Below are 15,021 nucleotides of genomic sequence, written 5' to 3' on the forward strand. Positions count from 1 at the left end.
AGCTTTCTGGATGAGCGCTCTGCTCATCATATTTATGCAGTAATTGAGATTCCCTCTTAACAGCAAGTCCTCAAACTTGTGTACCGACGCGAAAAGGATTTAAAGAGGGCGAATGCGAGGTGTAAACCCCGTCGCCATACTCTTTCTGTGCCCGTGCGCAATCGGTATCGGAGGGTATCCCGTAGAGCCTGGGGAGGTTCACTGATATGTTGTACGATAAATCCCTTGAGAGGGATAACTGTGGTTTCGGCCTGATCGCCCACATAGAAGGCGAACCTAGCCACAAGGTAGTGCGAACCGCTATACACGCACTGGCCCGAATGCAGCACCGCGGCGCAATTCTTGCCGATGGAAAAACCGGCGACGGTTGTGGCTTGCTGCTACAAAAACCCGATCGTTTCTTCCGAATTGTTGCGGAAGAGCGCGGCTGGCGTTTAGCCAAAAATTACGCCGTTGGGATGCTGTTCCTTAATAAGGATCCTGATCTGGCCAAAGCGGCGCGCCGCATCGTCGAAGAAGAACTTCAACGCGAAACGCTGTCTATCGTCGGCTGGCGCGATGTGCCAACCAATGAAGGCGTTCTCGGTGAAATCGCCCTCTCCTCGCTGCCCCGTATTGAACAAATCTTTGTGAACGCCCCGGCTGGCTGGCGTCCGCGCGACATGGAGCGCCGTTTATTCATCGCGCGTCGCCGTATCGAAAAGCGTCTGCAGGAAGATAAAGATTTCTACGTCTGCAGCCTGTCGAACCTGGTCAACATTTATAAAGGTCTGTGTATGCCGGCGGATCTGCCGCGCTTCTACCTGGACCTCGCGGACCTGCGCCTGGAGTCGGCAATCTGCCTGTTCCACCAGCGCTTTTCCACCAACACCGTGCCGCGCTGGCCGCTGGCGCAGCCGTTCCGCTATCTGGCGCACAACGGCGAGATCAACACCATCACCGGCAACCGCCAATGGGCCCGCGCCCGAACCTATAAGTTCCAGACGCCACTGATCCCGGACCTCCACGACGCTGCACCGTTCGTCAATGAAACCGGCTCTGACTCCAGCTCCATGGATAACATGCTGGAGCTGCTGCTGGCGGGCGGGATGGATATCATCCGCGCCATGCGCCTGCTGGTGCCGCCAGCCTGGCAAAACAACCCGGATATGGACCCAGACCTGCGGTCGTTCTTCGACTTTAACTCCATGCATATGGAGCCGTGGGACGGCCCGGCGGGCATCGTCATGTCCGACGGTCGCTATGCCGCCTGTAATCTCGACCGTAACGGTCTGCGCCCGGCACGCTACGTCATCACTAAAGATAAGCTCATCACCTGCGCTTCCGAAGTCGGTATCTGGGATTACCAGCCGGATGAAGTGGTCGAAAAAGGCCGCGTCGGCCCGGGCGAGCTAATGGTTATTGATACCCGCGAGGGGCGTATTCTGCACTCCGCGGAAACCGACAACGATCTGAAAAGCCGCCACCCGTATAAAGAGTGGATGGCGAAAAACGTCCGTCGCCTGGTGCCATTCGAAGATCTGCCGGATGAAGAGGTCGGTAGCCGCCAACTGGACGATGATACCCTCGCCAGTTACCAGAAACAGTTTAACTACAGCGCTGAAGAGCTGGACTCCGTCCTGCGCGTACTGGGTGAAAACGGCCAGGAGGCGGTCGGCTCAATGGGCGACGATACCCCATTTGCCGTGCTCTCCAGCCAGCCGCGTATCATTTACGATTACTTCCGCCAGCAATTCGCGCAGGTGACCAACCCGCCGATCGACCCGCTGCGCGAAGCGCACGTCATGTCGCTGGCCACCAGCATCGGCCGTGAAATGAACGTCTTCTGCGAAGCGGAAGGCCAGGCGCACCGCCTGAGCTTCAAATCGCCGATTCTGCTGTACTCCGATTTTAAACAGCTGACCACCATGGAAGAGGAGCACTATCGCGCCGACGTCCTGGATATCACTTTTGATGCCACCGCAACCACGCTGGCTGAAACCGTGAAGGCGCTGTGCGATAAAGCCGAACAGATGGTGCGTAACGGTACCGTTCTGCTGGTGCTCTCTGACCGCAACATCGCGAAAAACCGTCTGCCGGTACCGGCTCCGATGGCGGTAGGCGCGATTCAGACCCGGCTGGTCGACAAGAGCCTGCGCTGCGATGCCAACATTATTGTCGAAACCGCCAGCGCCCGCGATCCGCACCATTTTGCCGTGCTGCTCGGCTTCGGTGCGACGGCTATCTATCCGTACCTCGCCTATGAAACCCTGGCGAAGCTGGTGGATAACAAAGCCATCGACAAAGCGTACCGCGCGGTGATGCTGAACTATCGTAACGGCATCAACAAAGGCCTGTATAAAATCATGTCGAAGATGGGGATTTCGACTATTGCGTCCTATCGCTGCTCGAAGCTGTTTGAAGCAGTCGGCCTGCATCGCGACGTCTCAGACCTGTGCTTCCAGGGCGTTGTCAGCCGCATCGGCGGCGCGAGCTTCGATGACTTCCAGCAGGATCTGCTGAACCTGTCGAAACGTGCCTGGCTGGCGCGTAAACCGCTGGACCAGGGCGGCCTGCTGAAGTACGTCCACGGCGGCGAATATCACGCCTACAACCCGGACGTGGTGCGTACCCTGCAACAAGCGGTACAAAGCGGCGAATACAGCGATTACCAGCAGTACGCGAAGCTGGTTAACGAGCGCCCGGCGGCAACGCTGCGCGATCTGCTGGCCGTGACGCCGGACGGAACCACGGTGAGCCTGGACGACGTTGAACCGGCCAGCGAACTGTTTAAACGCTTCGATACCGCGGCGATGTCTATCGGCGCGCTGAGCCCCGAAGCGCACGAAGCGCTGGCGGAAGCGATGAACAGCATCGGCGGTAACTCCAACTCCGGCGAAGGCGGCGAAGACCCAGCGCGCTATGGCACCAATAAAGTGTCGCGCATTAAGCAGGTTGCTTCCGGCCGCTTCGGCGTAACCCCGGCTTATCTGGTCAACGCCGACGTTATCCAGATTAAAGTCGCTCAGGGCGCGAAGCCTGGCGAAGGCGGCCAGTTGCCGGGTGATAAAGTGACGCCGTACATCGCTAAACTACGCTATTCAGTGCCGGGCGTGACGCTGATCTCCCCGCCGCCGCACCACGATATTTACTCTATCGAGGATCTGGCGCAGCTGATTTTCGACCTGAAGCAGGTCAACCCGAAAGCGATGATCTCCGTGAAGCTGGTTTCTGAACCGGGCGTCGGGACTATCGCCACCGGCGTTGCAAAAGCTTACGCGGATTTAATCACTATCGCCGGCTATGACGGCGGCACCGGCGCCAGCCCGCTCTCTTCAGTGAAGTACGCGGGCTGTCCGTGGGAACTGGGACTGGTGGAAACACAGCAGGCGCTGGTTGCCAACGGGCTGCGCCACAAAATTCGTCTGCAGGTGGACGGCGGCCTGAAAACCGGCCTTGATATCATCAAAGCGGCCATCCTCGGGGCTGAGAGCTTCGGCTTCGGTACCGGCCCAATGGTCGCGCTGGGCTGTAAGTATCTGCGTATTTGCCACCTGAACAACTGCGCAACCGGCGTAGCAACCCAGGATGACAAACTGCGTAAGAACCATTATCACGGTCTGCCGTTTAAAGTGACCAACTACTTTGAATTCATCGCCCGCGAAACGCGCGAGCTGATGGCGCAGCTGGGCGTGAAGCGTCTGGTGGATCTGATTGGCCGCACCGACCTGCTGAAAGAGCTGGACGGATTTACCGCCAAGCAGCAGAAACTGGATCTGAGCAAACTGCTGGAAACCGCAGAGCCGCATCCAGGCAAAGCGCTGTACTGCACGGAGAACAACCCGCCGTTCGACAATGGCGTACTCAACGCGCAGCTGCTGCAGCAGGCGAAACCGTTTGTTGACAGCAAGCAGAGCAAAACGTTCTGGTTCGATATCCGCAACACCGACCGCTCCGTTGGCGCATCGCTGTCCGGTTATATCGCCCAGACCCACGGCGACCAGGGGCTCGCTGCCGACCCAATTATCGCCCACTTTAGCGGTACTGCGGGCCAGAGCTTCGGCGTGTGGAATGCAGGCGGCGTCGAGCTGCATCTGACCGGCGACGCGAACGACTACGTGGGCAAAGGGATGGCCGGCGGCCTGCTCGCCATTCGTCCTCCGGTAGGCTCGGCCTTCCGCAGCCACGAAGCCAGCATCATCGGCAACACCTGCCTGTACGGCGCGACCGGCGGTCGCTTGTATGCTGCGGGCCGTGCGGGCGAGCGTTTCGCAGTGCGTAACTCCGGGGCTATCACCGTCGTCGAAGGTATCGGCGACAACGGCTGTGAATACATGACCGGCGGCATCGTCTGCGTGCTGGGCAAAACCGGCGTCAACTTTGGCGCAGGCATGACCGGCGGCTTTGGTTACGTTCTGGATGAAGATGGCGACTTCCGCAAACGCGTGAACCCTGAACTGGTAGAAGTGCTGGACGTTGACTCTCTGGCCATCCATGAAGAGCACCTGCGCGGTTTGATTACCGAGCACGTGCAGCTTACCGGCTCGCAGCGCGGCGAAGAGATCCTGGCGAACTGGCCGGCCTTCTCAGCGAAGTTTGCGCTGGTTAAACCGAAGTCCAGCGATGTTAAAGCACTGTTGGGTCACCGTAGTCGTTCCGCAGCTGAGCTGCGGGTGCAGGCGCAGTAAGGGGTTAAGATGAGTCAGAATGTCTATCAATTTATCGACTTACAGCGAGTTGATCCGCCAAAGAAAGCGCTGAAGATCCGTAAAATTGAATTTGTGGAAATTTACGAGCCGTTTTCAGAAGGCCAGGCCAAAGCACAGGCGGACCGCTGCCTGTCCTGCGGCAACCCGTACTGCGAATGGAAGTGCCCGGTGCATAACTACATCCCGAACTGGCTGAAGCTGGCTAATGAAGGGCGTATTTTTGAAGCGGCGGAGCTGTCGCATCAGACCAATACCCTACCGGAAGTCTGCGGGCGCGTTTGCCCGCAGGACCGCCTGTGCGAGGGTTCCTGTACGCTGAACGATGAGTTCGGCGCGGTCACCATCGGCAACATCGAACGCTATATCAACGATAAAGCGTTCGAAATGGGCTGGCGCCCCGACCTTACCGGCGTAAAGCAAACCGGTAAAACCGTCGCCATTATCGGCGCGGGTCCGGCGGGCCTGGCATGCGCCGACGTGTTGACCCGCAACGGTGTGAAGGCGGTGGTTTTCGATCGCCATCCGGAAATCGGCGGTCTGCTGACCTTTGGTATTCCGGCGTTTAAGCTGGAAAAAGAGGTGATGACCCGCCGTCGCGAGATCTTCACCGGTATGGGCATCGAGTTCAAACTCAATGTCGAAGTGGGCCGTGATGTGCAGCTCGACGATCTGCTGAAAGATTACGATGCGGTGTTCCTCGGCGTCGGGACCTATCAGTCTATGCGCGGCGGGCTGGAAAACGAAGACGCCAGCGGGGTCTTTGATGCGCTGCCGTTCCTGATCGCCAATACCAAGCAGATCATGGGCTTTGGCGAAACGGCGGACGAACCGTACGTCAGCATGGAAGGTAAGCGCGTCGTGGTTCTTGGCGGTGGCGACACCGCAATGGACTGCGTGCGTACCTCGATTCGCCAGAACGCCACCCACGTCATCTGCGCCTATCGCCGTGATGAGGAGAACATGCCGGGATCGAAGCGCGAAGTGAAAAACGCGCGTGAAGAAGGCGTGGAGTTCCAGTTCAACGTTCAACCGCTGGGCATTGAAGTGAATGCCAACGGTAAAGTCTGCGGCGTGAAGATGGCGCGTACGGAGATGGGCCAGCCGGATGCGAAAGGCCGCCGCCGCGCGGAAATCGTGGCCGGTTCTGAGCATGTGGTACCCGCCGATGCCGTGGTCATGGCGTTTGGTTTCCGCCCACACAGCATGGAATGGCTGGCGAAGCACAGCGTCGAGCTGGATTCTCAGGGCCGCGTGATTGCGCCGGAAGGCAGCGACAACGCCTTCCAGACCAGCAACCCGAAAATCTTCGCCGGTGGCGACATCGTTCGCGGTTCCGATCTGGTGGTGACGGCGATTGCCGAAGGCCGTAAAGCGGCTGACGGGATCCTGAACTACCTGGAAGTGTAAAAAAACAAAACGCCGGATGAGAAAATCGTCCGGCGTTTAGCATTTAGCTAAGTGCTATTTGATTAGCAGTCGCCAGGCGATATCCGCTTCAATTGTTGTGTTATCGGTGTTTCCACTGAACATACTCTCGTTGAGCACCGGGAACAGCATCACGCGAAAACTCATTTGCTTCCCTTTCGGCACGACATTATTTTCTACGGCGATTACCGCCTCATTGTTTCGCACATATAGCGGAGATGGTGTCCCGCTTTCCGGCGTAAAGTTCAGCTGGTCCGCTGTTTTTCCAGCGCTGTAGGACTTGCCATCAACGGTAATATTTTCAACCTTAAGCCCAACCCCACCGCGAGTGCCAAACAACAAGCGACCTTTCTCGCCAGCAGCCCCCTGAACCAGCACCGCCATCTGATGCATTTCAGAACAGGAAACATTCACATTCACTTCCCACTCAGACAGTTTGTGCCAATTCTGGGTAGTGGAAACAATGTCATCACGGCGTATCTGGTTATAATCAATTTTTGTCCGGGAAAGCGTAATCTGGCACTCTTCGGCACGAACAGCACCTGACAGCAACATTCCCGCAGATAACAGCATCCCTACCCACTGATTCATCGACATACGCCGTCCACCTCTTCGTAAAATGCGTCTTCATCCCTCTTATTGCTTAAGATGTAATCAATCTTGCACAGTCGGTTATTATTGTCGTCCATGGCATACAGTGCCGAAAGCTGGCCAGCCTCATTAAGGAAAACATGCCCGTCATCCACGCTGGTGACAATATAATTGCCCTTCTCATCAACGATGGATAATCCCTTATCCAGCGCCCTGTTATCCGCACGCTTAACGCGGATCATCACCCGACGATTATTCAGGACTTTAAAACCGACTTCGCTCACCGAAGCATGCGCAGCTGCCACATACTTTGTTCCATTTGCCAGCGTCATACTCGCAGGCAGCTTGTTCGCGTTAATTTCAATGCGCGAATTACGCCACTCATTCAACCCAGGGATAACAGCCTGCCCCCAATAATCGGTCCAGACCGTCCCCTGCGGAGTACTGATTTCAACGCCAGCTTTCGATTCATTCAGTTTTGCAATGGCAAACGTATTCCGAATGGTATAAGGCGTGAAGGTGACGCCGCTTTTATGCGCCGCAACCCCACCTGAGAGCGTGGCATTATAATTACGCTGGCGCGAACCCACGCTCCCGCCGCCAATGCCTAATCGAGTGTAATGTAAGTTAGTGCTCAGGTTGCCGTTAACGCTATTCTCACTCTCTCCCCTGTCCCGATCGACGGAGATATAGTAGTAAGAATCCGGTGACAGTGCGCCAGAGTTCTGCACGCCGTAGCTGTTACGGTTGCCCTGTTTACGCATATAGCTACTGACGTGCTGCGAACCGCCAAACGGAATGCTCAGGTTAACGTAGATCAGGTCATCATCCTGTCTCCCGTCTTTGTTCCCCATTGCTCTCTGCCAGTTCGCAGAAACGGTGGCTCGTTCGAAGCTCCTGCCCCATGAAAGCAACAGGTAGCGGGAATCATTACCCTCACCTCTGCTTTGGTTGTAACTAAAACCGGCGCTAAATGCCCCCCCAAGCGGCGTAAACCAGGCCAAACTGGTGGAATACGTATTACTATAAGGCTGAAAATCATCGTTCAGCGCGTCAGTCAGCTCGCGATAGCCGGGGCTAAAATGCGCCGCGCTCGCTGACATACTTAAAGATTCTGCCAGCTTAAGTGAACTCTGTAGCTCAGTTTTCACTCCGCTATTTTTCTCGCCGAATTTTCCCTGGCTTGCAGCCACGCTGGTGGAGGCACTCCAGTTATCGGTAAGCAGGTATTCTGTATGGGCGCCGCCGCCAAGGTAATTTTTCGTCGCCGCACCAGAAGCCAGCAGATTCAGCCGAGGCAATATGCGCCAACCGTCAGAGAGATTAAACACCCAGGGATTTTCATAATCCCCTTTAATATCGCGTATCTGACCAAAAGAGACGGCCAGACCCTGCGGTCGGGAAAGCTTCCGCGCCGTGACGGATGCGGCTGGAACAATAAAGCGATTGCTTGAACCATCGGATTCAATAACCGTCACCTCCAGTTCCACATTAGTGCTCGCTATTGGTACATCATCGAGCGTGAACGGTCCTGCCGGAACCAGCATGCTGTAGAGAAGTCGTCCGCTCTGACGAACCTCCACGCGCGCCTGAGCATTATGCGCCATTCCTGAAACGCTGACGCCGCTTCCGCTGCCCTGCAAAGCTCGGGTAGGCATCAGTTGCACGCCAACAATCGGGGCTCCACTCAGGACATATGAGCTGACATTGATCTCCCCGACCTGCGCAGTCATCTTCAAGGCGTCAAAAACGTGCTCGGCAAAGGTATAAACACTTTCAACATTCTTATCGCCATTATCGTCGGTAAGGATATAGCGGCTACGCAACGACCAGTCGCTAATGTTTATGCCACCTTCCAGACTGGCCTGAGAATAGAGGCTGGTATCGCTGCCACCATATTCGCTGCGGGTACTGAACAGGTCATAGTTGAGCAATCCAGCTATTCCGCCGTGCTGAAAGCTTTTGATATCACCATTCATCCCATTCAGCGCCTCCGGCGGGAGATACAGTTCGATCATTTCCTGACCAGGCAAGGCTTTCACTACCGCCTGCGCGTAGTCATTGACGATGTCATGGCACTCTTCATTTTTTTTCAGGGGGACCGGCATTAATCCGGAAAACTCAATAAAATCACCATCAACGCACAGCGTACCATCCTCACCAAAACGTGCCGCGACGGTTCCTTTATCCTTACCGTTAATCTTCACCCGCACGGAATGCGGACCGGGGAGAAAGCGTGGAGCACGCGCAAAATAACGGTTGAGATTGACATTCAATCCGCGTGACTGAATCATCTCAGTATCAAACGTTATCTCTTTGGCTAGTACATCAACGGAACAGAGTGCAGCCAGCGGCAAGATTCCATACAATGACGCACAGGAGCGAGAAGTAAGACGGCGTTTTTTAAACATAGACGCTTCTTATTTTGCATTCAGGTCCGAAATAAAACTAGGCACTTCAATACCATAGCGGCTAGCCGGATAGAATTGAACTTTATTATCACCATTAATATTTTTTGAAACGGTGATATTCAAAGTTTCTCCTGGCAAGATGTAACTTTTACTAATATGCCCCTTCGTACCAGATGGTAGAAAAACTATCTCAGGAGCCAGACGAACAACATATTTATCAGGATTGATGACTTTTGCAGTATTTCCTGAGCCTGACCACTGCAGATACTTCCACGCATCCGTCACAACGGCAAGGCTCGCAGGACGAATCAGCACGGGTAAATCCTGACGAATATTGAAGCCAATTTTAATTCTTTTATTTTCACTTTTTGGCGGAATGCCTTCAAACGTCACGCGTTTAAAATGTTCGACGGCCAATGGGTTATTATTCTGCAGAATAAAACGGACTTGTTGCGTTTGCCCGGGTTCTACGCGAACGACGGGTTGCGTAGGTATCAGCTTCAAATCCTTACTTTCATCAGGCAAATCAATAACCGTTGTATACAATAATGCGGGGTGCGCATCCGTATTTTTCACGTTCATTGTGCCACTGTGAGTCGCCTCATCAATCACTAATAAACTTGTTTCCGGCACCATCCCCTCAGCAAAAACAGAGAGTGAGGCAAAATAGAAAATAGAAAAAATAATAATTTTGGCTGATGAATAATTAAAAAAGCGCAAAACAAACCCCTTGGATAATTCACGCCCCGTGTTAACCAGGACAATAAAAATGGGAGCAGCCCAAAATAGTCGCTCCCATTTTATTAATAGTCTATGATATCAAGAATTACAGATAACGCAGGCTGATAGTTAGCTCACCATCCATCGCAGTGTCATCAGTAATAGCCAGCGTGCTGGTATTTTGAATAGCCAGAGACGTTACCAGTGGGAACGTCGCGGTTTTGAATGCAACCGGTGTGCTAGAAGAACCAAAGGCCGCAACAGAAAAGTCGCGGAAAGAGCCTGCTGTGATACCATCGGCGCTCTTGGCCCACTTAACACCTGAATCATAATAATCAGTGCTAATAGCGGTCACACCTTGGCCGTCAGCGGTTACGCCATCAACTTTTACGAACATGCCATAAGAACCAATATTGACGTTACCCGCTTTGCCCACGCCGTAAGTCATGCGATCGTCATCAAGGGAGTTACCAAGAGCGCTGGCATTTTCAACGGTTAATTTAGCATTAGAGCTGCTACGCTCATCAATCAAATTCCAGGATAATTTGGTTGCAGCAGTACAGTTAATGGTCAGGTTGATATTTTTCTGCCCCAGTTGATTAACTGCTGTGGCGGATAATTCACCCAGGTTAATCGTACCATAGTCCACCACACCACCATTATCGAGAGTGGGTGTGCATGCTGCGTTTGTTAAAGTACCCTTTACTTTTAATACAGCAGTAGGATTAGCAGCAATAGCCGAAGTCGCGCTCATTGCCAGAATGGCAGCCAGAAGTGTTTTTTTCATTAGTCAATCCTTAACGTACAATATATTTATATATCTAATAAACGCATTTTAAAAGAAAAGGCGCGTCTTGAATACGAAACGAACAATACATTAAAGGGTACAATAAAATACACTTAGAAAAATTAACTTTAAATGTAGGGAAGCTTAATCAATAATTAATCAATATAATTATCCTTCTGCCATTCACGAAAACAAAAACAACAAGAATGAATCATGGCAAGAACCTGAAGATTTTGGGCCTTAACATGGATATTCATTGACTTTAATTATAAAACCACCATGCATGATAAAAATAATATTAATATATTTTATTATCTGGGCGGCAATGAAATACCATCATTCCGAACACTCATTTACAAGAGAAATAAGTTCATATCAAACTCTCGAATATTAATTATATGAATTCAATAAATTCAATAAATTCAAATAAATTTCTCGCGCAATATTTTAATTTCAGATGCACCCTCATTTATTACAGATCCAGCAAGCTCTTTCACTCATCGACAACTCAGTTTAATAATTTAAGCAAAGACATACCAGGTAGCAGATACACAATGAAAAGAGGGGGGAAGGGGAATAAAATAAACCCAGAAGCCCTACACGGAGTGTAGTAGAATTATGAAGTTTATTAGCGGAGTTTGAAATCAGCGCCGCGTACCCGCATCGGAGAGTATGAAATAGAGAATTAAAGCGGGGATGCTTTGCTTTACGGTAATCACTGTGAATGGCAGAAAGTAAAACAGGCCCCGAAGGGCCTGGAAAAAATCATTTCACGACGCGTAGCGCCGGACGCCCGCCGCGAGGTGGCGGCGTATCGTCAGGATCGTCGTCATGATTATCCGGCTTATCGCCATCGATCACCGACATGACCGTTTCGCTGTCAGGCAGCTCTTCGTCATCGTTCAGGCTAGTGACATCTTCATCATAGGCCGCTTCCGGTTCGAACATGGTCCCCGCGCCATTCTCACGCGCGTAAACCGCCAGTACGGCAGCCATCGGCACAGAAACATTGCGCGGCACGCCGCCGAAGCGCGCGTTAAAACGCACTTCGTCGTTGGCCAGCTCGAGGTTACCGACAGCGCGTGGGGCAATATTGAGAACAATTTGCCCATCGCGAGCGTACTCCATCGGGACCATTACGCCCGGCAGAGTCACGTCAACGACCAGATGCGGAGTCAGCTGGTTATCCAGCAGCCACTCATAGAACGCTCGTAACAGGTACGGGCGACGCGGCGTCAGCTGTGATACATCCATCATTTAGCCCCGACCGAGACGCATTTCACGTTCGGCTTCAGTTAAAGAAGCGAGGAAAGAGTCGCGCTCAAATACGCGAGTCATATAGCCTTTAAGCTCTTTCGCACCAGCACCGACCAGCTCTACGCCGAGAACCGGCAGACGCCACAGCAGCGGCGCCAGGTAGCAGTCCACCAGGCTGAACTCATCGCTGAGGAAGTAGGGCTTCTGGGTGAAAACTGGCGCAATCGCCTGTAGTTCTTCACGCAGCTGCTTACGCGCAGTATCAGCCTGAGAAGCGGTACCGGTTTGAATGGTATTCATCAACGAATACCAGTCCTTTTCGATACGCTGCATGTACAGACGGCTTTCCCCACGCGCCACCGGGTAAACCGGCATTAGCGGCGGATGCGGGAAACGCTCATCCAGATATTCCATAATGATGCGAGATTCCCACAGAGTGAGCTCACGATCCACAAGCGTCGGTACGCTTTGATTCGGGTTGAGGTCAATCAGATCCTGAGGCGGGTTGTCCTTCTCCACGTGCTCTATCTCAAAACTAACACCTTTTTCGGCCAGCACGATGCGGACCTGATGGCTATAGATGTCAGTAGGACCAGAAAACAGCGTCATTACCGAACGTTTGTTGGCAGCGACAGCCATGAAAACCTCCAGGTATATTCAGAATTTTTGTACTGCTGCCGACCACGCATGGCCAGCCAGATGTAAAAACCCCATTTGCGTGACTTCATTTCGTTCGTCATCCAAACAAAAAATGAACAATCACCTGCATTTGGGCAGAAAATTGGATGATAGTTTACCAGATTTTGAAGACGTTGTGGTGAGGGGATTCTGGAAATGCTGAAAAAGTGGTAATAATGGGGCGTTTGTAGAGGGAAAATGGCAAATTTATCCATAAAAAAACCCGCCGAAGCGGGTTTTTTCGCAAATTGTTCTGCGTGAGCAGAAAACAATTAACGTTTGGAGAACTGAGGACGACGACGTGCTTTACGCAGGCCGACTTTCTTACGTTCAACCTGACGAGCATCACGAGTAACGAAACCAGCTTTACGCAGTTCGCCACGCAGGGACTCGTCGTACTCCATCAGAGCGCGGGTGATACCGTGACGGATCGCACCAGCCTGACCAGAGATACCACCACCTTTAACGGTGATGTACAGATCTAATTTCTCAACCATGTCGACCAGTTCCAGCGGCTGACGAACTACCATGCGGGCAGTTTCACGACCGAAGTACTGTTCCAGAGAACGCTGGTTGATAACGATTTTACCGTTGCCCGGTTTGATGAAAACGCGAGCTGCGGAACTTTTGCGGCGACCGGTGCCGTAGTATTGATTTTCAGCCATTGCCTATAATCCCGATTAGATGTCAAGAACTTGCGGTTGCTGTGCCGCGTGGTTGTGCTCGTTACCCGCGTAAACTTTCAGCTTACGGTACATAGCACGACCCAGCGGGCCTTTTGGCAGCATGCCTTTAACCGCGATTTCAATCACACGCTCAGGACGGCGGGCAATCATCTCTTCAAAGGTCGCTTCTTTGATACCACCGATGTGGCCGGTGTGGTGGTAGTACATTTTGTCTTCGCGCTTGTTGCCGGTTACAGCAACTTTTTCTGCGTTCAGAACGATGATGTAATCACCAGTATCAACGTGCGGAGTGTATTCCGCTTTATGCTTGCCGCGCAGGCGCAGAGCCAGTTCGGAAGCCAGACGGCCCAGAGTTTTACCGGTCGCGTCAACAACATACCAGTCGCGTTTTACGGTTTCTGGTTTAGCTGTAAAAGTTTTCATTAAAAGCTTACCCAAATAAATAAGTTACACGTTGGTGAACACCCAAACGTTTAGTCAGTTGAGGTTCACACGACATTGTCCAGCAAACCTACCCCTTCGAATAGCCTATGCCGGCACATAGAAAGTTTTGGGAAAAAAACCTTCTCGTAACGTGGGGTCGCAAGATTATAGAGAAGTCGGGGTCAAAGATCGACCCCTTTATGTGATTTGTACCCGGTTTTACCCCGGTAAGTGTTCTCGCTTCAGATACTCCTCGCTCTGCATCTCCTGCAGGCGCGACAAACAGCGCTGGAACTCGAATTTTAACCTCTCGCCCTGATAGATCTCATAAAGCGGTACCGCCGCGCTGACCACCAGTTTAACGTGGCGCTCATAGAACTCATCGACCAGGGCGATAAAGCGCCGCGCTTCGCTCTCCATCAGCCCGGTCATCACCGGAACGTCAAAGAGCATCACGGTATGAAACAAACGCGAGAGCGCAATATAGTCATGCTGGCTGCGCGCATCCACGCACAGCGTGGCGAACGATGCCGCCAGCGTCTGGTTCTCAACGCCCAGCGTCGGCAGCGGGCGATGGTTGATCTCCAGCGTCGGTGCCTGTTCGCGCTTCGCGCCTGCCAGCGCCAGCCACAGTTTATCCATCTGCTGCTGGGTCTCAGCGTTCAGCGGCGACAGCCACAAATGCGCCTGGGTTAGCGTGCGCAGGCGGTAATCAATACCGGCATCGACATTCATGATATCGCAATGTTGCTTAATGGCGTCGATGGCGGGCAGGAAACGGGCGCGCTGAAGGCCGTTCCGGTACAGTTCGTCAGGAGGAATATTCGACGTCGCCACCAGGGTTATGCCACGAGCGAACAGCGCTTTCATCAGACCGCCCAACAGCATCGCATCGGTGATATCAGAGACGAAAAACTCATCGAAGCAGAGCACGTCGGTTTCAGCTTTGAAACGGTCCGCAACAATTTCCAGCGGATCGCTATGCCCCTGCAGCGTCGTTAACTCTTCATGTACCCGCAGCATAAACCGATGAAAATGCAGACGTTGTTTGCGTTCTCCCGGCAGGCTTTGATAGAACAGGTCCATCAGCCAGGTTTTTCCCCTGCCGACCCCGCCCCACATATAGAGACCGCGAACCGCGACCGTTTCGGCAACGGGTTCGCGCTTGCCCAGCAGTTTGCCGAATTTGGCCCGCAGACCGCCGCCGGTTTGCGGTGCGACCGAAGGTTTATTCTGCAGTTCTTGATAAATCGTATCGAGGCGGCTGACCGCTTCTCGCTGGACGTCGTCAGGTTGATGGCTCCCCTCCTTGAGAGAGGAAAGGTAACGCGATGTTGGGGACAGGCTTTGCATGA

Annotated in this window: 11 protein-coding genes; 2 read left to right on the plus strand and 9 right to left on the minus strand. The window is 53.0% G+C overall.

Going from position 1 to position 15,021, the window contains the following annotated elements; translation table 11 throughout:
* Positions 1-206: 206 nt before the first annotated feature.
* Both gltB and gltD read left to right on the plus strand, forming a co-directional pair.
* Complete coding sequence (gene gltB, locus KCG39_RS15720) at positions 207-4,667, plus strand: glutamate synthase large subunit (protein ID WP_004125728.1); 4,461 nt, start codon at positions 207-209, stop codon at positions 4,665-4,667.
* Positions 4,668-4,676: 9 nt separating this feature from the next.
* Positions 4,677-6,095: a glutamate synthase subunit GltD gene (gltD, locus tag KCG39_RS15725; protein ID WP_004125731.1), complete on the plus strand. Its 1,419-nt coding sequence runs from the start codon at positions 4,677-4,679 to the stop codon at positions 6,093-6,095.
* A 54-nt stretch (positions 6,096-6,149) separates the two neighbouring features.
* Here gltD and KCG39_RS15730 read toward each other — a convergent pair whose 3' ends face one another.
* From KCG39_RS15730 to zapE, 9 genes are all read right to left on the minus strand, one after another.
* Positions 6,150-6,710 (minus strand): DUF1120 domain-containing protein, encoded by a 561-nt coding sequence (locus KCG39_RS15730; protein ID WP_004125733.1) that lies wholly within the window; start codon positions 6,708-6,710, stop codon positions 6,150-6,152.
* On the minus strand, positions 6,701-9,115 hold the full coding sequence (locus KCG39_RS15735) for a fimbrial biogenesis usher protein (RefSeq protein WP_123828722.1): 2,415 nt from the start codon (positions 9,113-9,115) through the stop codon (positions 6,701-6,703). The genes KCG39_RS15730 and KCG39_RS15735 overlap by 10 nt, the downstream gene beginning before the upstream one ends.
* 9 nt (positions 9,116-9,124) lie before the next feature.
* Complete coding sequence (locus KCG39_RS15740) at positions 9,125-9,805, minus strand: fimbria/pilus chaperone family protein (RefSeq protein WP_032742208.1); 681 nt, start codon at positions 9,803-9,805, stop codon at positions 9,125-9,127.
* Between the two features lie 136 nt (positions 9,806-9,941).
* The gene (locus tag KCG39_RS15745) at positions 9,942-10,622 is read right to left on the minus strand and encodes a DUF1120 domain-containing protein (RefSeq protein ID WP_049115732.1); all 681 of its coding nucleotides are present in this window, start codon (positions 10,620-10,622) and stop codon (positions 9,942-9,944) included.
* 765 nt (positions 10,623-11,387) lie between these two features.
* A complete protein-coding gene (sspB, locus tag KCG39_RS15750) occupies positions 11,388-11,876 on the minus strand; it encodes a ClpXP protease specificity-enhancing factor (protein ID WP_014226996.1) in 489 nt (162 codons plus the stop codon).
* A 3-nt stretch (positions 11,877-11,879) separates the two neighbouring features.
* On the minus strand, positions 11,880-12,518 hold the full coding sequence (gene sspA / locus KCG39_RS15755) for a stringent starvation protein SspA (protein WP_004106197.1): 639 nt from the start codon (positions 12,516-12,518) through the stop codon (positions 11,880-11,882).
* A gap of 311 nt (positions 12,519-12,829) precedes the next feature.
* On the minus strand, positions 12,830-13,222 hold the full coding sequence (gene rpsI / locus KCG39_RS15760; RefSeq protein WP_000829815.1) for a 30S ribosomal protein S9: 393 nt from the start codon (positions 13,220-13,222) through the stop codon (positions 12,830-12,832).
* A gap of 15 nt (positions 13,223-13,237) precedes the next feature.
* Positions 13,238-13,666 (minus strand): 50S ribosomal protein L13, encoded by a 429-nt coding sequence (gene rplM, locus KCG39_RS15765; protein WP_004106200.1) that lies wholly within the window; start codon positions 13,664-13,666, stop codon positions 13,238-13,240.
* Between the two features lie 219 nt (positions 13,667-13,885).
* A complete protein-coding gene (zapE, locus tag KCG39_RS15770) occupies positions 13,886-15,019 on the minus strand; it encodes a cell division protein ZapE (RefSeq protein WP_004125745.1) in 1,134 nt (377 codons plus the stop codon).
* Positions 15,020-15,021 lie beyond the last annotated feature (2 nt).

The sequence above is a fragment of the Klebsiella pasteurii genome, assembly GCF_018139045.1.
GTDB lineage: Bacteria > Pseudomonadota > Gammaproteobacteria > Enterobacterales > Enterobacteriaceae > Klebsiella > Klebsiella grimontii.